The organism is Streptomyces sp. NPDC015346 (genome assembly GCF_043078785.1).
Taxonomy (GTDB): domain Bacteria; phylum Actinomycetota; class Actinomycetes; order Streptomycetales; family Streptomycetaceae; genus Streptomyces.
Window position 1 is genome coordinate 451855 of record NZ_JBIBTW010000001.1, and the last position, 24766, is coordinate 476620.

Annotated in this window: 16 protein-coding genes; 14 read left to right on the forward strand and 2 right to left on the reverse strand. The window is 71.1% G+C overall.

Going from position 1 to position 24766, the window contains the following annotated elements:
- The first annotated feature begins 19 nt into the window (after positions 1-19).
- From mrdA to galE, 12 genes are all read left to right on the forward strand, one after another.
- Positions 20-2212 (forward strand): penicillin-binding protein 2, encoded by a 2193-nt coding sequence (gene mrdA / locus ACF06X_RS02025; protein WP_392285230.1) that lies wholly within the window; start codon positions 20-22, stop codon positions 2210-2212.
- Between the two features lie 4 nt (positions 2213-2216).
- Positions 2217-3416 (forward strand): rod shape-determining protein RodA, encoded by a 1200-nt coding sequence (gene rodA, locus ACF06X_RS02030; protein WP_392285231.1) that lies wholly within the window; start codon positions 2217-2219, stop codon positions 3414-3416.
- Positions 3417-3456: 40 nt separating this feature from the next.
- Positions 3457-4989: a CHAD domain-containing protein gene (locus ACF06X_RS02035; RefSeq protein ID WP_392285232.1), complete on the forward strand. Its 1533-nt coding sequence runs from the start codon at positions 3457-3459 to the stop codon at positions 4987-4989.
- A 51-nt stretch (positions 4990-5040) separates the two neighbouring features.
- Positions 5041-6969, forward strand: a complete 1929-nt coding sequence (locus tag ACF06X_RS02040; RefSeq protein ID WP_392285233.1) for a TIGR03960 family B12-binding radical SAM protein — start codon at positions 5041-5043, stop codon at positions 6967-6969.
- A 118-nt stretch (positions 6970-7087) separates the two neighbouring features.
- Entirely contained in the window at positions 7088-8161 is a 1074-nt protein-coding gene (locus ACF06X_RS02045) for a hypothetical protein (RefSeq protein ID WP_392285941.1), read from the forward strand.
- 123 nt (positions 8162-8284) lie between these two features.
- The gene (locus ACF06X_RS02050) at positions 8285-9088 is read left to right on the forward strand and encodes a TIGR03936 family radical SAM-associated protein (protein ID WP_392285234.1); all 804 of its coding nucleotides are present in this window, start codon (positions 8285-8287) and stop codon (positions 9086-9088) included.
- 234 nt (positions 9089-9322) lie between these two features.
- On the forward strand, positions 9323-13159 hold the full coding sequence (locus tag ACF06X_RS02055) for a ribonuclease E/G (protein WP_392285235.1): 3837 nt from the start codon (positions 9323-9325) through the stop codon (positions 13157-13159).
- A gap of 255 nt (positions 13160-13414) precedes the next feature.
- Positions 13415-13735 (forward strand): 50S ribosomal protein L21, encoded by a 321-nt coding sequence (gene rplU / locus ACF06X_RS02060; protein WP_114036861.1) that lies wholly within the window; start codon positions 13415-13417, stop codon positions 13733-13735.
- Positions 13736-13749: 14 nt separating this feature from the next.
- Positions 13750-14004 (forward strand): 50S ribosomal protein L27, encoded by a 255-nt coding sequence (gene rpmA / locus ACF06X_RS02065; RefSeq protein ID WP_030961848.1) that lies wholly within the window; start codon positions 13750-13752, stop codon positions 14002-14004.
- Positions 14005-14115: 111 nt separating this feature from the next.
- A complete protein-coding gene (obgE, locus tag ACF06X_RS02070; RefSeq protein ID WP_392285236.1) occupies positions 14116-15555 on the forward strand; it encodes a GTPase ObgE in 1440 nt (479 codons plus the stop codon).
- Between the two features lie 141 nt (positions 15556-15696).
- Positions 15697-17391, forward strand: a complete 1695-nt coding sequence (locus ACF06X_RS02075) for a glycosyltransferase family 2 protein (protein ID WP_392285237.1) — start codon at positions 15697-15699, stop codon at positions 17389-17391.
- Between the two features lie 8 nt (positions 17392-17399).
- Complete coding sequence (gene galE / locus ACF06X_RS02080; RefSeq protein WP_392285238.1) at positions 17400-18386, forward strand: UDP-glucose 4-epimerase GalE; 987 nt, start codon at positions 17400-17402, stop codon at positions 18384-18386.
- A 104-nt stretch (positions 18387-18490) separates the two neighbouring features.
- On the opposite strand, the gene ACF06X_RS02085 is transcribed toward galE, so the two are convergent.
- Positions 18491-19693 (reverse strand): glycosyltransferase family 4 protein, encoded by a 1203-nt coding sequence (locus tag ACF06X_RS02085; protein ID WP_392285239.1) that lies wholly within the window; start codon positions 19691-19693, stop codon positions 18491-18493.
- Positions 19693-22545: a CDP-glycerol glycerophosphotransferase family protein gene (locus tag ACF06X_RS02090; protein WP_392285240.1), complete on the reverse strand. Its 2853-nt coding sequence runs from the start codon at positions 22543-22545 to the stop codon at positions 19693-19695. Before ACF06X_RS02090 ends, ACF06X_RS02085 begins: the two co-directional genes overlap by 1 nt.
- 362 nt (positions 22546-22907) lie before the next feature.
- Here ACF06X_RS02090 and ACF06X_RS02095 point away from each other — a divergent pair, with 362 nt between their 5' ends.
- Positions 22908-23390 carry a GtrA family protein gene (locus tag ACF06X_RS02095; RefSeq protein WP_392285241.1) on the forward strand — a complete coding sequence of 161 codons (483 nt, stop codon included), beginning with the start codon at positions 22908-22910 and terminating at the stop codon, positions 23388-23390.
- A gap of 60 nt (positions 23391-23450) precedes the next feature.
- The gene (gene proB, locus ACF06X_RS02100; RefSeq protein WP_392285242.1) at positions 23451-24578 is read left to right on the forward strand and encodes a glutamate 5-kinase; all 1128 of its coding nucleotides are present in this window, start codon (positions 23451-23453) and stop codon (positions 24576-24578) included.
- Positions 24579-24766: the final 188 nt, after the last annotated feature.

Consider the following 24766-nt stretch of genomic DNA (forward strand, 5'->3'; position numbering starts at 1 on the left):
CCGAGGGGGCACCGGCAGTATGAGCAACATCCCGGAGACCGGACGGACTCCCAGGGTCCAGGTCCGGCTCGTCGTCATCCAGGTTCTCGTCTTCTCCCTCCTCCTCACCCTCGGCGGACGCCTCTGGTACCTCCAGATCCGCAACGGCAAGGAGTACACCGACGAGGCGAGGAGCAACCACGTCCAGCGGGTCGTCCAGCCCGCCGTCCGCGGGTCGATTCTCGACGCCCGCGGCGTCCCCCTCGCCGACAACGAGACCCGCCTCGTGGTCTCCGCGTCCCGCACCGACCTGATGAAGATGAAGGACGACGGCAAGGCCGTCCTCACCCGTCTGGCCGGCGTCCTGGGCATGAAGCCCAAGGAGGTCATGGACAAGGTCCGGCTCTGCGACTCCCAGACCCCGCAGCCCTGCTGGAACGGCTCGCCCTACCAGCCGATCCCGGTCACCAACAAGGCCACCACGCAGCAGGCGCTGCGGATCCGGGAGAGCTCCGAGGACTTCCCCGGCATCACCGCCGAACCCACTGCCGTACGCCGCTACCCCGCGCCCGGCAAGGCCCGCACCTCGCAGGTCCTCGGCTACCTCTCGCCCGTCACCGACGAGGAGATCCAGAAGGCCAAGGACACCGACTCGCCGCACCTGCGCTCCGACCAGGTCGGCCGCTCGGGCCTGGAGCGCACCTACGACAAGCAGTTGCGCGGCAAGGCGGGCGTCACCTCCTACGAGGTCGACAAACTCGGCCGGGTGATGGGCCAGACCGAGTCGGACCCGGGCGTGCCCGGCTCCAATGTCGTGACCAGCATCGACGCCCGGGTGCAGGCCGTCGCCGAGTACGAACTCCACGCGGCGATGGAGACCGTACGGAAGGAGACCGACAAGATCACCGGTCGCCCGTACGAGGCCGACGCGGGCGCCGTCGTCGTCATGGAGTCCAAGACCGGCCGGGTCGTCGCGATGGCCTCCCAGCCGGACTACGACCCGAACGCCTGGATCGGCGGCATCTCCGCCAAGGACTACGCCCGGCTCACCGACAAGAAATCCAACTACCCGCTGCTCAACCGCGCCATCCAGGGCCAGGCACCCGCCGGCTCGGTCTTCAAGGTGGTGTCGGCGAGCGCGGCCGTGCGGGCCGGCTACCCCTTCAACGACCGGTACAACTGCAGCAGCTCCTACAGCATGGGCAACCGCAGCTTCGCGAACTTCGAGTCCAAGGGCCACGGTCCCATCACCCTCGGGGACGCCCTCAAGTTCTCCTGCAACACCGTCTTCTACCGTCTCGGCCACCAGGAGTGGCAGCGTGACGGCGGAATAAAGCCCAAGAAGGACGCCCACGACTGGTTCTACCGGACCGCCCGCGACTACGGCTTCGGCTCCGAGACCGGCATCGACCTGCCGAACGAGGTCACCGGCCGCATCCCGGACCGCCAGTGGAAGCAGAGCTTCTGGGAGGCCAACAAGGACTCCTGGTGCAAGCAGGGCAAGAAGGGCGGCACGTACGTCGAGCAGATCGCGTACGAGAGCTGCCTCGAAGGCAACCAGCTGAAGGCCTTCGACAGCATCAACTTCGCCATCGGGCAGGGCGACGTGCTCATCACGCCGATCCAGCTGGCCACCGCCTACGCCGCCATCAGCAACGGCGGCACCCTCTACAACCCCACCATCGGCAAGGCCGTGATCAGCCCCGACGGCAAGCGGATCCAGGAGATCAAGCCCAAGGCCCACGGCAGGCTGCCGGTCGACGCCCAGACCATCAGCGACCTCGACAAGGGCCTGCGCTCCGTCGTCGAGCCCGGCGGCACCGCCGCCTGGCGGTTCGGCGGCTGGCCGCAGGACAAGATCCCGATGCGGGCCAAGACCGGTACCGCCCAGGTCTACGGCAAGCAGACCACCTCCTGGTTCGCGACCTACACCGACGACTACACGATCGTCATGACGATCTCTCAGGGTGGTACGGGCTCCGGCGCCTCGGGCCCCGCCGTGCGCAACATCTACGACGCGCTCTACGGCCTCGACGACGAGGGCAACCAGGACCTCAAGCGGGCCCTGTTGCCCAAGCCGCAGCAGGCGCTGCCGAAGATCCAGCCCGACGGGACCATCGACGCGCCCGAGATCAAGCCGTACGACCCGAAGTCGCAGCTGGTCGACCCGAACAAGAAGAGGGAGGGCGGGCAGGAGCCACTCGCGGGACCGCCTCCCGTCTGGAGGGACTGACCCGATGACCGCACCGCACGGCTTCTCCGTCTCCCGGTACGCCCCCGAGCGCGGGCCGCTCGCCAAGCTCACCGCCCGCGACTCGGTGCTGCGCCGGCTCGACTGGCCGATCCTGCTCTCCGCGCTCGCCCTGTCCTTCCTCGGGTCGCTCCTCGTGTGGTCCGCGACCCGCAACCGCACGGAGCTCAACGGCGGCGACCCGTACGCCTTCCTGTTCCGGCACTCCCTCAACACCGGCATCGGCGTCGTCCTGATGATCGGCACGGTCTGGCTCGGCCACCGCACCCTGCGCGGCGCCGTGCCGGTCCTGTACGGCATCTCGATCCTGCTGATCCTCGCCGTCCTCACTCCGCTCGGCGCCACCATCAACGGCGCCCACGCGTGGATCCAGCTCGGCGGCGGCTTCTCGCTCCAGCCCAGCGAGTTCGTCAAGATCACGATCATCCTGATCATGGCGGTGCTGCTGGCCGCCCGGGTCGACGCCGGTGACCAGATCCATCCCGACCACGGCACCGTCGCCAAGGCGCTCCTCCTCGCCGCGCTCCCGATGGGCATCGTCATGCTGATGCCGGACCTCGGCTCGGTGATGGTCATGGCGGTGATCGTGCTCGGCGTGCTCCTCGCCTCCGGCGCCTCCAACCGCTGGGTCCTCGGCCTCATCGGCGCCGGGATCACCGGCGCCGTCCTCGTCGCCGCGCTCGGCGTCCTCGACGAGTACCAGATCAACCGCTTCGCCGCCTTCGCCAACCCCGAACTCGACCCGGCCGGCGTCGGCTACAACACCAACCAGGCGCGCATCGCCATCGGATCCGGCGGCCTGTACGGCGCGGGACTCTTCAACGGCCACCAGACCAGCGGCCAGTTCGTGCCCGAACAGCAGACCGACTTCATCTTCAGCGTCGCGGGCGAGGAGCTCGGCTTCCTCGGCGGCGGACTGATCATCGTGCTGCTCGGCGTGATCCTGTGGCGAGCCTGCCGGATCGCCCGCGAGACGACGGAGCTGTACGGCACGATCGTCGCGGCCGGCATCATCGCCTGGTTCGCCTTCCAGTCCTTCGAGAACATCGGCATGGCGCTCGGGATCATGCCGGTCGCGGGCCTTCCCCTGCCGTTCGTCTCCTACGGAGGCTCCTCGATGTTCGCCGTATGGGTGGCGATCGGACTCCTCCAGTCCATCAGGGCGCAGCGGCCGATGACGGCGTGACGGCATGGACCGGCCCCCCGGGGGCAACTAGATTCGAATGATGGCGGAGACGAAGCGCGAGATCGAGCGGAAGTACGAAGCCGGCGACGAGACGGAGCTCCCGGACCTCACCCGGGTCCGCGGGGTCTGTGAGGTCCTGGACCGGGGCGTCGCCGAACTCGACGCCGTCTACTACGACACGCCCGGCCTCCGGCTGGCCGCCGACTCGCTCACGCTGCGCCGCCGCACCGGAGGCGAGGACGCCGGCTGGCACCTCAAGTTCCCCGTCGCCACCGGGATCCGCGACGAGATCAGGGCCCCGCTCTCGGACACGCTCCCGCGTTCCCTGGCGGGGCTCCTGCGTTCCCGGGTCCACGACGAGCCGGTCGTCCCCGTCGTCCGGCTCCGCTCCGCCCGGGACGTCCGCCACCTCGTCGACGGCGACGGCACCCTGCTCGCCGAGCTGTCGGTGGACACGGTCCACGCCGAGCGCCTGGGGGAGGGAGGCGGCGCCACGGCCTCCTGGAAGGAGATCGAGGTCGAACTGGCGGACGGCGCCGACCCCGCGCTCCTCGACACCGTCGAGAAGCGCCTGAGGAAGGCGGGGATCCGCCCCTCGTCCTCGCCCTCCAAGCTGGCCCGGGCGGTGGCGGAGACGACACCGAAGGAGGCCGCTCCCGCTCGGCCGGAGCAGGCCGCCGAGGACGACGACACGGCGGGCGCCCGCGTCCTCGCGTACGTACGCGAGCAGATCGACGCGATCGTCGCGTTCGACCCCGCCGTCCGGCGCGACCTGCCCGACTCGGTCCACAAGATGCGCGTCGCCACGCGCAGGCTCCGCAGCGCCTTCAAGACGTACCGCAAGGTCCTCGACCGGAAGGTCACCGACCCCGTCGGCGAGGAGCTCAAGTGGCTCGCCGGCGAACTGGGCGTCGCCCGCGACCAGGAGGTCCTCCTCGCCCGCCTGCGCGGCCGCCTCGACGAGCTGCCCCCGACCCTCCTCCTCGGCCCCGTCCACGCCCGGCTGCGGATCTGGGACGTCTCCCGGGGCGTCGACGCCCGGCGCACCGCGCTCGCCGCCCTGGACTCCGACCGCTATCTCATGCTGCTGAAGACCCTCGACGCGCTCCTCGCCGACCCGCCCCTGCGCAAGGACGCCCGCAAGGCCCCCGCACCCGTCCTCGCCCGGGCCGTGCTCAAGGACTACGACCGCCTCGCCGCCCGCGTCGAGCGGGCCCTCGCCCTGCCCGCGGGACACGACCGCGACCTCGCCATGCACCAGGCCCGCAAGGCCGCCAAGCGGGCCCGCTACGCCGCCGACGCCGCCACCCCCACCCTCGGCAAGCCCGCCAAGCGCTTCGCCAGGAGGATGAAGGCCCTCCAGAGCGTCCTCGGCGACCACCAGGACAGCGTCGTCGCCCGCGAGGCCCTGCGGACCCTCGCGATCCAGGCGCACGCGGCGGGGGAGACGGCGTTCACCTGGGGCCTCCTCCACGGCCGGGAGGAAGCGGCCGGAGCGGCCGGGGAGCGGGCGTTCCCGGACGCCTGGAAGCGGGCCTCGGCCCCGAAACCACGGGCGGCACTGGCCCGCTGAGCACCGGGGTACGCTTGAGAGTCGCCCCCTGCCAGCTCACGAAGGTTCGAGATGTCTGCTGCCGAGTCTGTCTTCCCGCAGCTCGAAGCTCTGCTCCCGCACGTGCAGAAGCCGATCCAGTATGTCGGCGGAGAGCTGAACTCCACGGTCAAGCCGTGGGAGTCCGCCGACGTCCGCTGGGCACTCATGTACCCGGACGCGTACGAGGTCGGGCTGCCCAACCAGGGAGTCATGATCCTCTACGAGGTGCTGAACGAGCGCGAGGGCGTCCTCGCCGAGCGCACGTACAGCGTCTGGCCTGACCTCGAAGAGCTGATGCGCGAGCACGGCGTCCCGCAGTTCACCGTGGACAGCCACCGCCCCGTCGGCGCCTTCGACGTCTTCGGGCTCAGCTTCTCCACCGAGCTGGGCTACACCAACATGCTCACCGCCCTCGACCTGGCGGGCATCCCGCTGGAGTCGAAGGACCGGACCGTCGACCACCCGATCGTGCTCGCCGGCGGCCACGCCGCCTTCAACCCCGAGCCGATCGCGGACTTCATCGACGCGGCGATCATCGGCGACGGCGAGCAGGCCGTCCTCGACATGACCGAGATCATCCGGACCTGGAAGGCCGAGGGCCGCCCGGGCGGCCGCGAGGAGGTCCTCCTCCGGCTGGCGAAGACCGGCTCGGTCTACATCCCCGGCTTCTACGACGTCGAGTACCTGCCCGACGGCCGGATCGCCCGTGTCGTACCGAACCGCTCCGGCGTGCCGTGGCGCGTGTCCAAGCACACCGTCATGGACCTCGACGAGTGGCCCTACCCCAAGCAGCCGCTGGTCCCGCTCGCCGAGACCGTCCACGAGCGGATGTCCGTCGAGATCTTCCGCGGCTGCACCCGCGGCTGCCGTTTCTGCCAGGCCGGCATGATCACGCGCCCCGTGCGGGAGCGAAGCATCACCGGCATCGGCGAGATGGTCGAGAAGGGTCTCAAGGCGACCGGCTTCGAGGAGGTCGGCCTCCTCTCGCTGTCCTCCGCCGACCACACCGAGATCGGTGACATCGCGAAGGGGCTCGCCGACCGGTACGAGGAGGACAAGATCGGTCTGTCCCTCCCCTCGACCCGCGTCGACGCCTTCAACGTGGACCTCGCCAACGAGCTGACGAGGAACGGCCGTCGCTCAGGTCTCACCTTCGCCCCCGAGGGCGGCTCCGAGCGCATGCGCAAGGTCATCAACAAGATGGTCTCGGAGGAGGACCTGATCCGGACCGTCTCCACGGCGTACGGCAACGGCTGGCGCCAGGTGAAGCTGTACTTCATGTGCGGCCTGCCGACCGAGACGGACGAGGACGTCCTCCAGATCGGCGACATGGCGGTCAAGGTCATCGCCGAGGGCCGCAAGGTCTCCGGCCAGAACGACATCCGCTGCACGGTGTCGATCGGCGGCTTCGTGCCCAAGCCGCACACCCCCTTCCAGTGGGCCCCGCAGCTCTCCGCCGAGGAGACCGACGCCCGCCTGGAGAAGCTCCGGGACAAGATCCGCGGCGACAAGAAGTACGGCCGCTCCATCGGCTTCCGCTACCACGACGGCAAGCCCGGCATCGTCGAGGGCCTCCTCTCGCGCGGCGACCGGCGCGTCGGCGCGGTCATCCGCGCGGTGTACGAGGACGGCGGCCGCTTCGACGGCTGGCGCGAGTACTTCTCGTACGACCGCTGGATGGCGTGCGCCGAGAAGACCCTCCCGGACATGGGAGTCGACGTCGACTGGTACACGACGCGCGAGCGCACCTATGAGGAGGTCCTGCCCTGGGACCACCTGGACTCCGGTCTCGACAAGGACTGGCTCTGGGAGGACTGGCAGGACGCGCTCGACGAGACCGAGGTCGAGGACTGCCGCTGGACGCCGTGCTTCGACTGCGGTGTGTGCCCCGCGATGCAGACCGAGATCCAGGTCGGCCCCACGGGCAAGAAGCTGCTTCCGCTGACGGTCGTGAAGTAGGGCGTGCGGATAGGCCGTTCAGGCTAGGCCGTTCGGGTCCGATCACGTCACACTTCGACGACGGCCCGGCGCGAGGGGAAACCCTCCGCCGGGCCGTCGCGTCATTTCGGGCATGAGCATGGAGAAGCCGCAGCCCCGCCCCGAGCCCGAGGGCTGCCTCACGGCGTTCGTCAGGATCCCCGTCCGGATCGTGGTGCTGGTGATCGTCGTACCCGTCCGGATGGTCTGGGACGTCCTCGTCGTCTGCGCGCGGGCCGTCGACCGGGCGGTGCTCCGCCCCCTCGGCCGCGCGCTGGCCTGGCTGTTCCGGTACGCGGTGGCCGTCCCGCTCACCTGGCTGGCCAAGGCCCTGTTCGTCTGGCCGTGGGTGGCCCTGTGGCGGTACGTGGTGGCGCCGCTGCTCCGGTACGGCATCGCGATCCCGGCGGCGTGGCTGTACCGGACGGTGCTCACCCCGTTGGGCCAGGGCCTCGCGTGGATCCTCACGCGCACGGGCCACGGCCTCGGCGTGCTCCTCACCGGACTGTGGCGGTACCTGCTCCTGCCCGTCGCCCGGTACGGCTTCGTCCTGCCCGCCGACTGGCTGTACACCCGGGTCCTCACCCCGCTCGGACACGCGCTGACCTGGCTCTTCACCGGGCTCGGCCGCGCACTCGGGTGGCTGGCCAAGGCCCTCCTCGTGTGGCCGTGGGTCGCGCTCTGGCGGTACCTGCTCGTGCCGCTCGTCCGCTACGGCCTCGTGGTCCCGCTCACCTGGCTCTGGCACCGGATCCTCGCGCCGGCCGGGCATGAGCTCGTCGACGCCCTCCAGGTCTGCTGGCGGATCGCCGGCCACATCTCCCGCGCCGTCGGCCGCGCCCTCAAGTGGCTCGTCCGGAACCTGCTGGGGCGCCCGGCGGCCTGGTTCTACAGGCGGGTCGCCCTGCCGGTCGGGCACTGGGTCCGGGACACCCTCTGGGCCCCGGCCCGCGGGGCGGCCCTCCAGGCCGGGCGTGTCGCACGCGCCGCGCTCGCCTCGGCCCGCGCGACCGTGCGCCAGGCCCGGCGGGACGCGTGGCACGCGCTGGTCGGCGGAGCCCGCCCGACCGAGCCTGGGGAACCGGTGGTGGCCTCTACGCGTACTCTGGGTAGTACAACAAGCGCCTCCGGCGCGGCGCCCGCACCCGAGATCTCCCTGCGAAAGCGGGGGTGAGCCGGTCGGGACCCCCAGGGGCCACCCGTATTTCGAGGGCGGCGCGCGACCGCGTCCGCTCCGCACCGAGGAGAAGAACCACTGGGCAAGCGACAGCCCGAAGGCCCGCCGCCCGCACCGGCGGTGCAGCGCATCCGACTGCGCTACACCAAGCGCGGCCGCCTCCGGTTCACCAGCCATCGTGACTTCCAGCGCGCGTTCGAGCGTGCGCTGCGCCGCGCCGAGGTGCCCATGGCGTACTCGGCCGGCTTCACCCCGCACCCCAAGGTGTCGTACGCCAACGCCGCCCCGACGGGTACGGGCTCCGAGGCCGAGTTCCTGGAGATCGCCCTCACCGAGGCGCGGGACCCGGAGACCCTGCGGGTGCTGCTCGACGAGTCGCTCCCCGCCGGCCTCGACATCATCGACGCCGTCGAGGCCCGGACCTCCGGACTCGCCGACCGGCTCACCGCCTCCGTGTGGGAGCTGCGGCTCGACGGCGTCACCCTCGAGGACGCGGAGAAGGCCGTCGAGGCCTTCCTCGCGGCCGACACCGTGGAAGTACAACGCAAGACCAAGAACGGCATCCGCACCTTCGACGCCCGCTCCGCCGTCGCCGGCCTCGTCGCCGAGCGTCCACAGGCCGACCCCCCGGGCCATCCCCAGGTTGATAGGCCGCTGGACAATGCCTGTGCGATACTGCGGCTGGTTGTTCGGCACGTGACACCTGCCGTGCGACCCGACGACGTCCTGTCCGGTCTCCGAGCTGTGGCCGACCTGGCGCCGCCGGTCCCCGCAGCGGTGACCAGGCTGGCGCAGGGGCTCTTCGACGAGGAGTCCGGCACGGTGACCGACCCGCTCGCGCCCGACCGCGAGGCAGTCACGGCCGCTTCACCCACGGCCGCCGCGACCGCCTCAGCGACGGCGCCGGGTACCGATACCGCGTAGGGAGCGGTCGTCGTAGCGCAGCCCTGGTACTCGGGAGCCACCTGGGTCGGGCAGCGCACTGACCAGGAGACTTTCGCCAGGCCGTACGCACCACGCATACGGAACCGGCGAGCCAGACATCAGCTCCCGTGCGGCGCCCGCGCCCCGGACGGCGGCACCGCGCATCTCGCGCGATCGTGCCGCCGGACCGGAACAAGGCGCGGCGCCCGGGGGCGTGACGGGAGAACCGCCCGCATGCTCGAACAGCACGAAGAAAACACCGAGAACAGCACCGCACCCGGTGACAAGCTGCCGCCGCGCCGCAGGCGCCGCGCGGCGTCCCGGCCGGCCGGTCCGCCGGTGACGGCGGGCACCACCGAGGCCGCGGCCGAGGTCGTCGTGGAGACGCCGGTGGCCGAGGCCCCTCCGGTCGTCGAGGCGGAGGCCGCTCCGGCGCCCCGCACCCGCCGCCGTGCCACCCGTAAGGCCACCACCCCGGAGCCGGTCGCCGAGGCCGTCGAGGCCCCCGCCGCCGAGGAGACGCCCGCCGAGGCGGCGCCCGTCGAGGCCGCCCCGGCCGTCGAGGAGCCGGCGCCCGCCCGTACGCGTCGCCGTGCCACCCGTAAGGCCACCACCCCGGAACCGGTCGCCGAGACCGCCGAGGCCCCCGCCGCCGAGGCGGCCCCCGCCGTCGAGGTTCCGGCCGAGGAGCCGGCGCCCGCTCGCACCCGTCGCCGTGCCACGCGCAAGGCCACCGCCCCGGAGCCGGTTGCCGAGGTCCCGGCCGCCGAGGAGACGCCCGCCGAGGAGGCGCCCGTCGAGGCCGCCCCGGCCGTCGAGGTTCCGGCCGAGGAGCCGGCGCCCGCTCGCACCCGTCGCCGTGCCACCCGTAAGGCCACCTCTCCGGAGCCCGTCGCCCCGTCGGCCGGCGAGGCCGTCGAGGCCGGCGAGAGCCTGCCGCAGGAGACGGTCGCCCAGATGACCACCGAACAGGCGGAGCCCGAGGTCGCCGCCGCGGAGAAGGCCGCCACCCGTGGCCGTACCCGCCGCCGCGCCGCCTCGCCGCAGTTCACCTCCGAGCCGGTCGTCGCCCCGAAGGCCGAGGAGACGCCCCGCGGCCGCCGAGCCGCGCGTCCCGCCGTCGCCGTCTTCCAGGCCCCGGTCTTCACCGAGCCGATGTTCCAGACCCCGGAGACCGCGGCCGCCGCCGCTGCCGCCGAGGCCGCTGAGCTCGACGAGGAAGAGACGGTCGAGACCGCCGAGCCGGTCGCCGAGGCCGCCCCGGCCGTCGAGCGTCCCGAGCCCGCGGGTCGTCGCCGTCGTCGCCGTCGTGGCGAGCCGGTCGAGCACGCCGAGCCCGCGGCCGCCGAGACGGTCGTCGTCGAGCCGCTGCCCACCACCGTGGCCGACGAGCCCGAGGTGGAGGCCGAGGAGCCCGAGGCCGAAGCCGAGGAGACCGACGAGTACGAGGACCGTCCGTCCCGCCGTCGCCGCCGCGGTGGCCGTCGCCGTCGCCGCGGTGAGCTCGCCGAGGCGGACGAGGCCGAGGAGTCCGAGGAGGCGGAGGAGACCCGCGCCGAGGACGAGGAGGCCGAGGAAGAGGCCGAGGAGTCCGACGAGTACGAGGGCGGCACCCCGTCCGCCGCCGGCACCAGCAGCTCGCGACGCCGTCGCCGTCGTCGCCGCCGCAGCGGTGACAACGGCGCCGAGGCCGAGGGCGGCGAGGACGACGGCGTCCGTACGGTCGTCAAGGTCCGCGAGCCCCGCCCGGCCCGCGAGAAGGCCGAGCCCGGCACGGGCGCGGACGAGGTCCAGTCCATCAAGGGCTCGACCCGCCTGGAGGCCAAGAAGCAGCGGCGCCGCGAGGGCCGCGAGCAGGGCCGCCGCCGCGTCCCGATCATCACCGAGGCCGAGTTCCTGGCCCGCCGCGAGGCCGTCGAGCGCGTGATGGTCGTCCGCCAGAACGGCGAGCGCACCCAGATCGGCGTCCTCGAGGACAACGTGCTCGTCGAGCACTACGTCAACAAGGAGCAGGCCACCTCGTACGTCGGCAACGTCTACCTGGGCAAGGTCCAGAACGTCCTGCCGTCCATGGAGGCCGCCTTCGTCGACATCGGCAAGGGCCGCAACGCCGTCCTGTACGCCGGTGAGGTCAACTTCGAGGCGCTCGGCATGGCCAACGGGCCGCGCCGCATCGAGACCGCGCTCAAGTCGGGCCAGTCGGTCCTCGTCCAGGTGACGAAGGACCCGATCGGCCACAAGGGCGCGCGCCTCACCAGCCAGGTCTCCCTGCCGGGCCGCTACCTCGTGTACGTCCCCGAGGGCTCGATGACCGGCATCAGCCGCAAGCTCCCGGACACCGAGCGCGCGCGCCTGAAGACCATCCTCAAGAAGATCGTCCCCGAGGACGCGGGCGTCATCGTGCGCACCGCCGCCGAGGGCGCGAGCGAGGACGAGCTGCGCCGTGACGTCGAGCGTCTGCAGGCGCAGTGGGAGGAGATCCAGAAGAAGGCGAAGAACGGCGGCGGCTCCAACGCGCCCGCCCTTCTCTACGGTGAGCCGGACATGACCGTCCGGGTCGTCCGCGACATCTTCAACGAGGACTTCACCAAGGTCATCGTCAGCGGCGACGACGCGTGGGAGACCATCCACGGGTATGTGAACCACGTCGCCCCGGACCTGACCGACCGCCTGTCCAAGTGGACGAGCGAGGTCGACGTCTTCGCGACGTACCGCATCGACGAGCAGCTCATGAAGGCGCTGGACCGCAAGGTCTGGCTGCCGAGCGGTGGCTCGCTGGTGATCGACAAGACCGAGGCGATGATCGTCGTCGACGTCAACACCGGCAAGTTCACCGGCCAGGGCGGCAACCTCGAGGAGACCGTGACGAGGAACAACCTCGAAGCGGCCGAGGAGATCGTGCGCCAGCTGCGCCTGCGCGACCTGGGCGGCATCGTCGTCATCGACTTCATCGACATGGTCCTGGAGTCCAACCGCGACCTGGTGCTGCGCCGCCTCCTGGAGTGCCTGGGCCGTGACCGGACCAAGCACCAGGTGGCCGAGGTCACCTCGCTGGGCCTGGTCCAGATGACCCGTAAGCGGGTCGGCCAGGGCCTCTTGGAGTCCTTCTCCGAGACCTGCGTCCACTGCAACGGGCGTGGCGTGATCGTGCACATGGAGCAGCCGACCGCCCCCGGTGGCGGCGGTGGCGGCAAGCGCGCGAAGAAGCGCGGCCGCGGCGGTGCGGAGCACGAGCACGAGCACGTCGAGGCGGTGGAGACCGAGGCCGAGGCCCTCGAGACCGAGACCGAGGCCGAGCTGGCCGCGGAGGTCGCCGCCCCGATCGCCGTGGAGGAGCCCTTCCGCCCGGACGAGGAGCTGTACAGCAGCGCCGCCGAGGCCGAGGCCGCCGCCACGCGCGGTCGTGGCCGCCGCCGTGCCACCCGCAAGGTGTCCGCGCCGGCCGGTCCGCCGGTCGTCGAGCCCGAGCCGGTCGTGGAGGCCGCGCCCGAGCCGGTCGTCGAGCCGGAGCCCGTCGTGGAGACGCCGGTCGTCGAGGAGGCCCCCGAGGCCGCCCCGGCGCCTCGTGCCCGCCGCCGTGCCACCCGTAAGGCGACCGCGCCCGCCGGTTCGCCGGCCCCGGCGCCCACGCCGGAGCCGGTCGTCGAGGCCGTCCCGGCCCTGGCGCCGGAGCCGGTCGTCGAGCCGGAGCCCGTCGTGGAGACGCCGGTCGTCGAGGAGGCCCCCGTGGCCGCCCCGCCGAAGGCCCGTCGCCGTGTGGTCCGTAAGGTCACCGCTCCCGCCGGATCCCCGGCCGGCGCCGAGGAGGCCGCCGTCGTGGTGGTCGACACCCCGGTCGCCGCCGAGCCCCCCGCCCCGGAGGCGGAGGCCGGTGCCGAGACGGGCGCCGAGGCCGGCGTCGAGACCGAGGCCGCCGCCCCGGCCAAGAAGGCGGCCCGCAAGACCGCCAAGAAGGCCACCGCGAAGAAGGCCGCCACCAAGAAGACGGCGGCCGTGAAGAAGACCGCGGCGAAGAAGACGACCACGAAGAAGGCCGCCGCCAAGAAGACGGCCGCCCCCGCGCAGGACTGACGCGGACCGCGGTGGGACGTCCTCCTCGGAGGGCGTCCCACCCGGCCTCGCGGGGTCGAAGTCACCGAATTTGACCCCTTGAGGCACCGGCCCGTAACCTTGACCGTCGGCGTGTCGTATGGCGCGCCGCTCCCCTGAGCACCCTCCTCCCGGTCCCCGGGAGAGGCCGCTCGTCCATTTCCGGATCATCGCGGGCCCCGGCCCGTGTGAGCGGCTGGCATCAGGGGTCCGTTCCCGAGTGAGAGAGAGATCCGCGTGTACGCCATCGTGCGCAGCGGTGGTCGCCAGCACAAGGTTGCTGTCGGCGACATCGTTGAGGTTGACAAGATTTCCACTGCCAAGGTTGGCGACACGGTCGAGCTCTCGACCCTGCTCGTTGTCGACGGCGACGCCGTGACCAGCGACCCGTGGGTCCTGGCCGGTATCAAGGTCACGGCCGAGGTCGTGGACCACCACAAGGGCGCGAAGATCGACATCCTTCGCTACAAGAACAAGACCGGCTACCGCCGTCGCCAGGGCCACCGCCAGCAGTACACGGCGATCAAGGTCACCGGCATCCCCACGGCTGCGAAGTAAGGGACTGAGGAGAGATGGCACACAAGAAGGGCGCATCGTCCACTCGGAACGGTCGCGACTCCAATGCTCAGCGGCTCGGCGTGAAGCGCTTCGGCGGTCAGGTCGTCAACGCCGGTGAGATCCTGGTCCGCCAGCGTGGCACCCACTTCCACCCGGGCGCGGGCGTCGGCCGTGGCGGCGACGACACGCTGTTCGCCCTGAACGCCGGTGCGGTGCAGTTCGGCACCCACCGTGGCCGCAAGGTCGTGAACATCGTTCCGGTCGCCTGATCGGTTCTTTTCGCGGAGGCGGACCTCACTTCCCGTAGTGGGAAGCGGGTCCGCCTTTCGCGTGTTACTAGATAGACATTCCGTACGAAGTAACTCTCTGGAGGCACACCCATGACCACCTTCGTGGACCGCGTCGAGCTGCACGTCGCCGCGGGTAACGGAGGCCACGGCTGCGCCTCCGTTCACCGGGAGAAGTTCAAGCCGCTCGGCGGCCCGGACGGTGGCAACGGCGGCCGTGGCGGCGATGTGATCCTGGTCGTCGACCAGTCGGTCACCACGCTCCTCGAATACCACCACTCGCCCCACCGCAAGGCGACCAACGGCAAGCCCGGCGAGGGCGGCAACCGCTCCGGCAAGGACGGCCAGGACCTCGTCCTGACCGTGCCCGACGGCACCGTCGTCCTCGACAAGCAGGGCAACGTCCTCGCGGACCTCGTCGGCGAGGGCACCACGTACGTCGCCGCCCAGGGCGGCCGCGGCGGCCTCGGCAACGCGGCCCTGGCCTCGGCGCGCCGCAAGGCGCCCGGCTTCGCCCTCCTCGGCGAGCCCGGCGACACGGGCGACATCGTCCTGGAGCTGAAGACCGTCGCCGACGTGGCGCTCGTCGGCTACCCGAGCGCCGGCAAGTCCTCGCTCATCTCCGTCCTGTCGGCCGCCAAGCCGAAGATCGCGGACTATCCGTTCACCACGCTCGTCCCGAACCTGGGCGTCGTCACCGCCGGCTCGACCGTCTACACGATCGCCGACGTGCCGGGCCTCATCCCGGGCGCGAGCCAGGGCCGCGGTCTGGGCCTGGAGTTCCTGCGCCACGTCGAGCGCTGCACGGTCCTCGTGCACGTCCTCGACACGGCGACCCTGGAGTCCGACCGTGACCCGATCTCCGACCTCGACGTGATCGAGGAGGAGCTGAAGCAGTACGGCGGCCTCGACGACCGCCCCCGCATCGTCGTCCTCAACAAGATCGACATCCCGGACGGCCAGGACCTCGCGGACATGATCCGCCCGGACCTGGAGGCCCGCGGCTACCAGGTCTTCGAAGCGTCGGCCGTGGCCCGTACGGGTCTGAAGGAGCTCTCCTTCGCCCTCGCCGAGATCGTGTCGAAGGCGCGCGCGGCCAAGCCGAAGGAGGAGGCGACGCGGATCGTCATCCGCCCGAAGGCGGTCGACGACGCCGGCTTCACGGTCACCTACGAGGAGTCCGAGGACCTGTACCGCGTGCGCGGCGAGAAGCCGGAGCGTTGGGTTCGCCAGACCGACTTCAACAACGACGAGGCCGTCGGCTACCTGGCCGACCGCCTCAACCGTCTCGGTGTCGAGGACGCGCTGATGAAGGCGGGCGCCCGCGCGGGCGACGGCGTCGCGATCGGCTCCGAGGAGAACGCGGTCGTCTTCGACTGGGAGCCCACGATGATGGCCGGCGCCGAGATGCTCGGCCGCCGAGGCGAGGACCACCGCCTCGAAGCCCCGCGTCCCGCGGCGCAGCGCCGCCGGGACAAGGACGCGGAGCGGGACGACGCCCAGCGCGAGTTCGACGACTTCAACCCGTTCTAGCCGACGGGAGACTGTGCCGGACCGCCGTACGACGGTCCGGCACAGCCGTCCGCGACGTGACGCGGCCCCCCGGTGCCGTGACTCCCGCGGCCGACCCCAGCGGCCGACCGGCGCGGTCGGCCGCTCCCTTAGGATCTGGATGTGAGTACCGCCCTTCCGCAGCCCCGCCCGCAGGCCGCTCCCTCCGTCGAGGGAAAGCCCTCCGTCGAGGGAGAGCCCTCCGTCGAGGGAAAGCTCTGCGTCGTCGTGATCGCCTACAACGACGAGGTGTTGGTCGGTGACGCGATCAGGTCCGCACTGGACCAGGGCCCCGTGGTCGCGGAGGTGATCGCGGTGAACGACGCCTCCGGCGACGGCACCGCGCGGGTCCTGGACGAGCTGGCCCGACAGCACCCCCGGCTGCGGATCGTCCACCGCACCGAGAACAGCGGCGGCTGCGGCACCCCGCGCAACGACGGCATCCAGGCCGCCACCGCTCCGTACGTGATGTTCCTCGACAGCGACGACGTCCTCCCCGAGGGCGCAGCGCGCGCCCTGGTCACGGCGGCCGAGACCCATCGCACGCCCGTCGCCGTCGGCGTGTGCGTCCGGCGCGAGCTGCCCGAGGGCCGCGACGTGCGCTGGCAGCCCCGGCTCTACCGCGAGCCGGCCGTCGTCGACACCGCGTCCGACCGCGCCGCACTCGTGCACGACACGCTCTGCGTGAACAAGATCTACGACCGCTCCTTCCTGGCCGAGCATGGCATCCGCTTCCCGGACGGACGCTTCGTCTACGAGGACTTCCTCTTCACCGCGCGCGTGCTGGCCGCCTCGCCGCGCATCGCCGTGATCCCCGACACCGTGTACGTCTGGCATGTGCGCCGCGCCGCCGACCGGCTGTCGATCTCCCTCGACCGTGACGGGGTCGACAACTGGCAGGCCCGCATCGCCGCCCACCAGAAGGCCGTCGCCGCCTTCGACGAGGCCGGTCGTCCGGAACTGGCGGCCGCCTGCCGCACCAAGTTCCTCGAACACGACCTGCGGCTGTACGCCCGCGAGGTGCGGCTGCGCTCCGCCGCGTACCGGAAGGCGTGGTGGGAGCTCACACGCGACCACCTCTCCGGCTTCGAAGAGAGCGAGATCGCCGCCGCCACCCCCTCGGCGCGCTGGATGGCCCGCTTCCTCCTCGCCACGGAGGAACCGCGCGACCTGGACCGGCTGGCCGCGCTCGCGAGCGAACCGGCGCGCCTCCTCCCTCCGTACGCACGGGCCGGGGGCGTCCCCGTCTGGTCCGCGGAGCAGCCGGACATCGAGCTGGACGGCATGGAGACACTCCCGCCCGCCGAACTGCCGGTGGTCGTGGACGCCGAGCTGCGCCCCGGAATCACCGGCGAACTGCGGCTCACCCTGCACGAGCTGTACGGACGCCTCGGCCCCGCCGGCCCCCGCTCGGTGGAGGTCCAGTTCCTTCCCCGTGGCGACGACACGCCCGCCGTGAGCCGGGTCGCCGAGCTCCGCGAGGAGAACGGGGCCTGGACCGCCCGCCTCCCCGTGGGGCTGACCGCACTGGCCCGCCTGGGCCGCAGGCGGGGGCGCCGTGGCCTGCAGACCTGGGACCTGCGGGTCCGCGTGGAGTGTGCCGAAGGCGAGCCCCTCGCGACCGCCCCCCGTCCGGTCGGCGGCGGGCAGCGGCGCTCGGTCGTGCTCAGCGGCCGGTACGGTGTACTGCTGATGCAGCAGTACACCACCGCGAACGGTTCACTCGCGGTACGGCTCGCTCCGGGGGCTCGTGACGGGCTCCGGACGGTCGGAGCCAGGTTCCGTCGGATCTCCCGCGGTTCTCAGCGAAAGGGATAAGGGGCGCTATGACTTTTCTGATCACCGGTGGTGCCGGATACATCGGCTCTCATGTGGTCCGCGCCATGACGCAGGCCGGCGAGCGGGCCGTCGTACTCGACGACCTGTCCACGGGATACGCGGAGCGGGTGCCGGACGGCGTGCCCCTGGTGGTCGGTTCCACCCTCGACCGCGAACTGCTCGACCGGACCATCGCCGAGCACGGCGTGACGGGTGTGGTCCACCTGGCCGCGAAGAAGCAGGTCGGTGAGTCCGTCGAGCAGCCCCTGCGCTACTACCGCGAGAACGTGCAGGGCCTGACCGTCCTGCTGGAGGCGGTGGCCGCCGCCGGCGTGCGCAACTTCCTCTTCTCCTCCTCCGCGGCCGTCTACGGCATGCCGGACGTCGACCTCGTCACCGAGGAGACCCCGTGCGTCCCGATGAGCCCCTACGGTGAGACCAAGCTGACCGGCGAGTGGCTGGTCCGCGCCGCGGGCAAGGCCCACGGCATCTCCACGGCCTGCCTGCGCTACTTCAACGTGGCCGGCGCCGCGACCCCCGAGCTGGCCGACACGGGCGTGTTCAACCTGGTCCCGATGGTCTTCGAGCGGCTGGACGCCGGCGAGTCGCCGCGCATCTTCGGCGACGACTACGCCACCCCCGACGGGACGTGCGTGCGCGACTACATCCACGTCGAGGACCTCGCCGACGCGCACCTCGTCGCGGCGCGCAAGCTCGCGCAGTGGGCGGCCGCCGGTGAGCCCCGCGATCTGACGGTCAACATCGGCCGCGGCGAGGGCGTCTCCGTCCGCGAGATGATCGACCTGATCAACGAGGTCACCGGCCACGACGTCGCACCGGTGGTCACCCCACGCCGCCCCGGGGACCCGGCCCGGGTCGTCGCCGCCGCGGACCGTATCGAGTCGGAGCTGGGCTGGCAGGCCCGCCACGACGTCCGCGCCATGATCAGCTCGGCCTGGGACGGCTGGGTCGCCCGCCGCGCGGTGACCGCCTGACGGGTCCCCCGGACACGAGGGAGGGCCGGCCGATGATCTCGGCCGGCCCTCCCTTTTCCGCTTTTCCGCTCTGCGCGCGTTCCGTTACGCGCGCATCCGTCCGCCTACCGGTCGAGCAGCGTGAACAGGTTCTCCCAGCGGGCCACGATCTCGTCCGTCGAGTAGCGCTGGATGTCGGCACGGGCCCGCGTACCCATGCTGTCGCGCAGCTCCTTGTCCGACATCAGCCGGTCGAGCTTGTTGGCGAACTCGCCCGTGTTCCCGGGAGGCACGATGAGCCCGTTCTCGCCGTCCGTGATGATCTCGCGGACACCGGGAGCGACATCGAAGGCCACACAGGGCACGCCTGTGGCCATGGCCTCCATCAGCGCGAGCGGGAAGCCCTCGCCTCGCGACGACAGGGCGAACAGCGAGCTCTCCCGCAGCGCGCCGGGCACGTCGCTGGTACGGCCCATCCACTCCACCGACGAGGTGAGCCCCAGCTGGGCGCACTGCTTCTTGAGCGCCTCCTCCTCCTCACCGGAGCCGTAGACGCGCAGGATCCACTCGGGGTGGCGCGCGGCGACCTCGGCCCAGGCGTCGAGGAGCAGATCGACACCCTTCTCCTCGTGCAGCCGCCCGATGCTGACGACGCACTTGGCGGAGCGCGTCGACGGCTCCTCAGGGAAGAACGGGAGCGGGTTGGGCATGGCGCCGACGTTGTCGACGCGCTGCCGGATCCAGAGGTCCGCGTCCTCACGGGTCAGGACCAGCATCCGGTCGACGTCCTTGTAGAACCGCTTGACCCGCTGGAAGCGGGACGACTTGCGGCAGGTCTCGAAGGACTCGTGGCTCATGCCGATCACGCGCAGCCCCGCCGTGTCGGCCAGCGCGACCCACTCCATGGCCCAGACCTGGGTCACGATGAGGACGGACCCGGGCCGGGCGGTGCGGAAGAGCGCGGTCAGCTTCGCGGCCTGCTCGCGCATCCCCGCCTCACGCGCGGCCCTGCGCCGCCGCTCGACGATGTCGAGCTTGCCCTTGATGCCCCGCAGGGGCTTCAAGGACGGCGGGTGGGTGTCGTACAGCGTGGTGGTCTTGTACGGCAGGTCGTCACCGAGGTCGGCACGGCGGCCTTCGGCGGCGGGGACGATGCCCACCACGTGAACCGCGTGCCCGCGGTCGCTGAAGAGCCGGGCCATCTGGTGCGACCAACTGGTGATGCCACCGAGCTCGTCGACGCTGTTGGAGACCAGGAAGATGTCCCGGGGACCGGTGTCCTGCTGCTCGGTCACTGACGTGTTCACCGACTTCATCGACTTGGTCATCAACGGCTCCATCGGGAGAAGAACTGATCGACGATGGTCCGCGCGGCGTTCCCCTGGTCGTACTCGCCGAACTCGGCGACGAAGCGCTTACGGGCGTCGGCGTACTCCCGGCCCTCCGCGTCGAGGTTCCGCAGGGCGTCGCGGAACTCGTCCTCCGTGCGGAACACCGGCCCCGGGGCGTGCTCGAGCAGGTCGAAGTACGTGCCGCGGTCCTCGTGGACGTAGGCCTCGTAGTCGTACGTGAAGAACAGCATCGGCCGGTCGAGGAGCGCGTAGTCGAACATCACGGAGGAGTAGTCCGTGATCAGCGCGTCGGCGAGCTCCATCAGCGGCATCACGTCGTGCTGCGCCGAGACGTCGATGACCTTGCCCTTCACGGTGGGCGGCAGCACCACGTGATTGAAGTAGTGCGCGCGCACCAGCAGGACGTACTGGTCGCCGAACTCCTCGGCGAAGCGCTCCACGTCGAAGGGCAGCGCGAACTGGCGGGCCTTGCCCGACGACGCGCGGAACGTCGGCGCGTACAGCAGCACGGTCTTGTCGGCCGGGATGCCCAGCTGCTCGGCGAGCGGTCCGCGCTCACGCGCGCCGCCCCGCTCCTCCTCACGCTGCCTGGCCTGGACCAGGACGTCGTTACGGGGGTAGCCGGTGCGGAGCAGCGTCCGGTCCTGGAGCCGGAAGGCCTTCGCCAGGGTCCGCACGTCGTGCTCCGAACGCACCAGGAAGTGGTCGAAACGGTCGAGGTGCTTCTGCTGTTCCGCCTGCTCCTGGCGCGTCTTCGCCTTGAGGCTGGGCTGGTCGAAGCCCATCTTCTTCAGCGCGGAGCCGTGCCAGGTCTGGATGTACGTCGTCTCGGGCCGCTTGACCAGCCGCAGCGGATAGCTCTGGTTGTCCACCCAGAACTCGGCGCGGGCCAGGGCCTTGAGGTACGGCAGAGACCAACGGCGCACCAGCTGCGCGTCCTTGGGGAAGTCGGCCGGGCTTCCGGCGTACGACCAGACCGCCTCGAAGTCCAGGCCCTGCCTGCGCATCTCCTCGTAGATCGCGCGAGGGCTGTCGCTGTACTGCTTGCCCAGCTGGCTCTCGAAGACGACCGTCCGCTTCTTGACAGGCAGCCGGCTGTACACCTCGTGGTACAGCCGCAGCTTCGTCTCGGCGGAGGTCAGGGTCTGGCGCAGCGCCTTCGCCTTGCGGTAGCCGGACTTGGCGATCCGTCCGGGGCGTCCCTGGACGTTGCGCTGGATGAACTCCTCGATCCGCTCGCTGTCGCTCCTCTTGGAGACGAGGCGGAAGGCGAGGTGTCCCTTGGCCGTCGGATGCGGCTCCACGTGGTCGGCGACGAGCCGGGTCAGCCGCGGCTTGACCGGGAGCGCGCCGCTGCCGATCTCGCTCTCGCCGACGGTGAGGCGGGTGTGCGTGCGCACGCCGTTCACCTGGAGGTTGAGCCGGACGTCCCAGATCGAGTCGATGATGCCCAGCGGGCGAAGCCGCGAGCTGATGTCGGCATCGGTCTCCCAGTGGAGGCTGTCGCCTTCGTGGCGCAGCGTCGTGACGGGGAAGACGAAGGTCTGCAGGCTGCGGCGGCGGGCCCGGAACTCCAGCTCCGCCTTGAGGGTGGCACCCGGCTCGATGATGCCCAGCGGGTTGGTGATCCGCCCGGCGAGGCGCGCCGTCCCGTCCGACTCCGCGTACTCGGTGAGTTCGTTGCGCAGGAACAGCTTGTTGATCGGCTTCTCGTGGTAGCCGAGGTCCGTGACGTCGAGCACGCTGCGGCCGAACTCGTCGTCGAGGTGCTCGGCGCACCAGAAGACGCGGCCGTCGCGCTCGGCGAGCGGCGAGGAGACCTTGTCGCGGTGGATCAGGGTGTCCACGGCCGGGAGCAGGTTGTCCCAGTCGCTCTTCTCCAGCAGGTAGGCGCAGATCGCCTGGATCGCGGGGACCTGCGCGTACGCCTCGCGGTCGAGACCCTGGAGGTACGGGCGGGACAGCTCGGCGAACTCCCGGCGGTAGGCCTCGTCGCGGAACGGAAGGTCACGCAGATGGAGGACCAGGTCGTGCTTGAGGAACTTGACGTCCTTGGCGCGCCGGAGCTCCTCCAGGCCGTGCTGGTCGAGGAGCGCGTCGATCCGGCGGTGGATCTCCAGCCGGTGCTCGTAGTTGCGCATCTCGTGCCGGCTGTTGGTGACCGACTTGACCTTGGCCTGCTCGTAGACGTGCCAGAAGTAGACCTGGTTCGGGATGAGCGTGATCTTCTTCGCGGCGAGGTAGGCCTCGGCGATGAACATCAGGTCCTCGTAGAACATCCCCTTCGGGAAGCGGAGGTTGTTGTCGACGAGGAAGTCGCGGCGGTAGCACTTGTTCGTGGAGAGCGTGTCCCACACGAAGAGGTCGGGCAGCTCGGTGACCGAGTCGAGCGTGCGCGTCGTCGAGTAGAGCCAGTTGTACCACTCGTTGCGCTTCTCGTTGCGGCTGTCCTTGAAGAGGCGCACACAGAGACCCGAGACCATGTCGGCCCCGGTCTCCTCGGCCGCCGACACCATGTTCCGGCAGGCGTTGAGCTCCAGCACGTCGTCACTGTCGAGGAACATGACGTAACGGCCCCGCGCGTGGCCGATGCCGACGTTGCGGGGTTCACCGCCCGCACCACTGTTCTCGGGCAGTTGGTACGCACGGACCTGTCCGGGGTGCGCGGCCGCCAGTTCCTGGGCCACCTCGAAGGTGCGGTCCTTGCTGCAGTCGTCGACGATCACGACTTCGACGCTCTGCAGTGTCTGGTCCAACACCGATCGCACGGCCGTCGGGAGACGCTCTGCGTCGTTGTAGGCGATGACGATCACTGAGACGTCAGGCACGGCACCTCGATCCACTTGTCTTGCTGCAGGCTGCCTCAAAGGTACCTCGCGTTCACTTCTCGATGGACTGATGGTCCGGGAGGCGTCCGGGCCCGTAGAGCTGACTTCCCTCGATCGGATCCGACGATTTTAGAGGGCGACCTGTCCGGCTCCGACGCGGACCGAAGCGCCCGCACATAGGGCGCATCACTCTATATGCGCGCATAACGGCGAGAGACGGCGAGAGAGAGGCGGGGTGCGATGGAAGCGGACCACGGAGGGGACACGGGGTGTTGGGAGGGGTGCGGCGGCGTACGGCCGTGTCCGTACGGGCCCGCTGTGTTTCTGCTCACGACGGTCGCGCGGGTCGACGGGGCGGTCCGATGACGGGCGGTGCGGAGCGTGCGGGCGGTCCGACGCGTGCGGGGAGGATCGGGCGGATCGGGCGCTTCGTGGTGGTGGGTGGCGTCAACACCGGGACCTTCTTCGGCTGTTACCTGCTGCTGCACCCCTGGATGCCGTACTTCGCGGCGTACTCCCTCGCCTTCCTGCTGAGCATGGTCGGCTCGTTCTTCCTGAACACCTACTTCACCTACCGCACACGGCCGACCTGGAAGAAGTTCGCCCTCTTCCCGCTCACCAACGTCACCAACTATCTGGTGCAGAGCGTCGGCCTGTACGCCCTGGTGACCTGGGCCGGGATGGACGACCGGGTCGCGCCCCTGGTCGCGGCCGTCGTGGCCATCCCGTTCACCTATCTGCTCGCGCAGCGGATCCTGACCTCCGGCGCGGCGGGGACGTCGTCCACGGAACGGAATGATCAAGCGACGGCGGTGGCGGCTCGCGTAGATTGCGAGGTCGAGTAATCCTCGGAAGGTGTGCGGGGGTAGCCGGACAGTGGGCAGAGGCGAGTGGGGACGACGCAGGTGACCGAGGCAAGGCAGTACGTGACCGAAGCGCGCAGGATCGTCGTCAAAGTCGGCTCCTCCTCCCTGACCACCGCGTCCGGCGGCCTGGACGCCGACCGGGTCGACGCCCTCGTCGACGTCCTCGCCAAGGTCCGCAGCGGTGGCGAGAAGGAGATCGTCCTGGTCTCCTCCGGCGCCATCGCCGCCGGACTCGCCCCGCTCGGCCTCACCCGCCGGCCCAAGGACCTGGCCCGGCAGCAGGCCGCCGCCAGCGTCGGCCAGGGGCTCCTCGTCGCCCGCTACACCGCCTCCTTCGCGCGGTACGGCGTCCGCGTCGGGCAGGTGCTGCTGACCACCGATGACACCAGCCGCCGGGCCCACTACCGCAACGCCTACCGGACCCTCGACCAGCTGCTCGCCATGGGCGCCCTGCCGGTCGTCAACGAGAACGACACCGTTGCCACGGACGAGATCCGCTTCGGCGACAACGACCGGCTCGCCGCTCTCGTGGCCCATCTCGTCCGCGCCGATCTGCTGGTCCTGCTCTCGGACGTCGACGGGCTCTACGACGGGGACCCGTCCAAGCCGGGCACCTCGCGGATCGCCGAGGTCACCGGTCCCGAGGACATCGCGCACGTCGAGATCGGATCGGCCGGCAAGGCGGGCGTGGGCACCGGCGGCATGGTCACCAAGGTCGAGGCCGCCCGCATCGCCGCGGCCGCCGGCATCCCCGTGGTCCTGACCTCCGCCAGCCGCGCCGCCGACGCCCTGGCCGGCCGCGACACCGGTACGTACTTCCACCGCACCGGCCGCCGCTCCGCCGACCGGCTGCTCTGGCTCGCCCACGCCTCCACCCCGCAGGGCTCCCTGACCCTGGACGACGGTGCCGTACGGGCCGTCGTGGAGGGGAAGAAGTCGCTGCTCGCGGCCGGGATCGCCGCCGTGGAGGGGGAGTTCGTGGCCGGCGACCCGGTCGAGCTGCGCGACACGGAGGGCCGGGCCGTCGCCCGCGGTCTGGTCAACTTCGACGCCAAGGAGATCCCCCGGATGCTCGGCCGCTCCACACCCGAGCTGGCCAAGGAGCTCGGCCCTGAGTACGAGCGGGAGGTCGTCCACCGGGACGATCTGGTCGTCGTCGGTCCCTGAGCGCGGTCGCGGTCGCGGTCGCGGTCGGGATCGCGGTCGGGATCGCGGTCGGTCGGCCCTGAGGGCCTCGCCCGCTTGGGATTCCGTGGTGATCCGGCGAGGAAACGGCCGAAAGTCCGGCCATCCGGTAGAGACCTTCCCCAAAACCGCCCCACGTGCCGCCTCGGACTGGTCAACTTTGTCTCGGG

Excerpts from the sequence above, each read along its gene's own strand:
- mrdA (WP_392285230.1), top strand. The coding sequence starts at position 20 with ATGAGCAACATCCCGGAGACCGGACGGACTCCCAGGGTCCAGGTCCGG.
- rodA (WP_392285231.1), top strand. The coding sequence starts at position 2,217 with ATGACCGCACCGCACGGCTTCTCCGTCTCCCGGTACGCCCCCGAGCGC.
- ACF06X_RS02035 (WP_392285232.1), top strand. The coding sequence starts at position 3,457 with ATGGCGGAGACGAAGCGCGAGATCGAGCGGAAGTACGAAGCCGGCGAC.
- ACF06X_RS02040 (WP_392285233.1), top strand. The coding sequence starts at position 5,041 with ATGTCTGCTGCCGAGTCTGTCTTCCCGCAGCTCGAAGCTCTGCTCCCG.
- ACF06X_RS02045 (WP_392285941.1), top strand. The coding sequence starts at position 7,088 with ATGGAGAAGCCGCAGCCCCGCCCCGAGCCCGAGGGCTGCCTCACGGCG.
- ACF06X_RS02055 (WP_392285235.1), top strand. The coding sequence starts at position 9,323 with ATGCTCGAACAGCACGAAGAAAACACCGAGAACAGCACCGCACCCGGT.
- rpmA (WP_030961848.1), top strand. The coding sequence starts at position 13,750 with ATGGCACACAAGAAGGGCGCATCGTCCACTCGGAACGGTCGCGACTCC.
- obgE (WP_392285236.1), top strand. The coding sequence starts at position 14,116 with ATGACCACCTTCGTGGACCGCGTCGAGCTGCACGTCGCCGCGGGTAAC.
- galE (WP_392285238.1), top strand. The coding sequence starts at position 17,400 with ATGACTTTTCTGATCACCGGTGGTGCCGGATACATCGGCTCTCATGTG.
- ACF06X_RS02085 (WP_392285239.1), bottom strand. The coding sequence starts at position 19,693 with ATGACCAAGTCGATGAAGTCGGTGAACACGTCAGTGACCGAGCAGCAG.
- ACF06X_RS02095 (WP_392285241.1), top strand. The coding sequence starts at position 22,908 with ATGACGGGCGGTGCGGAGCGTGCGGGCGGTCCGACGCGTGCGGGGAGG.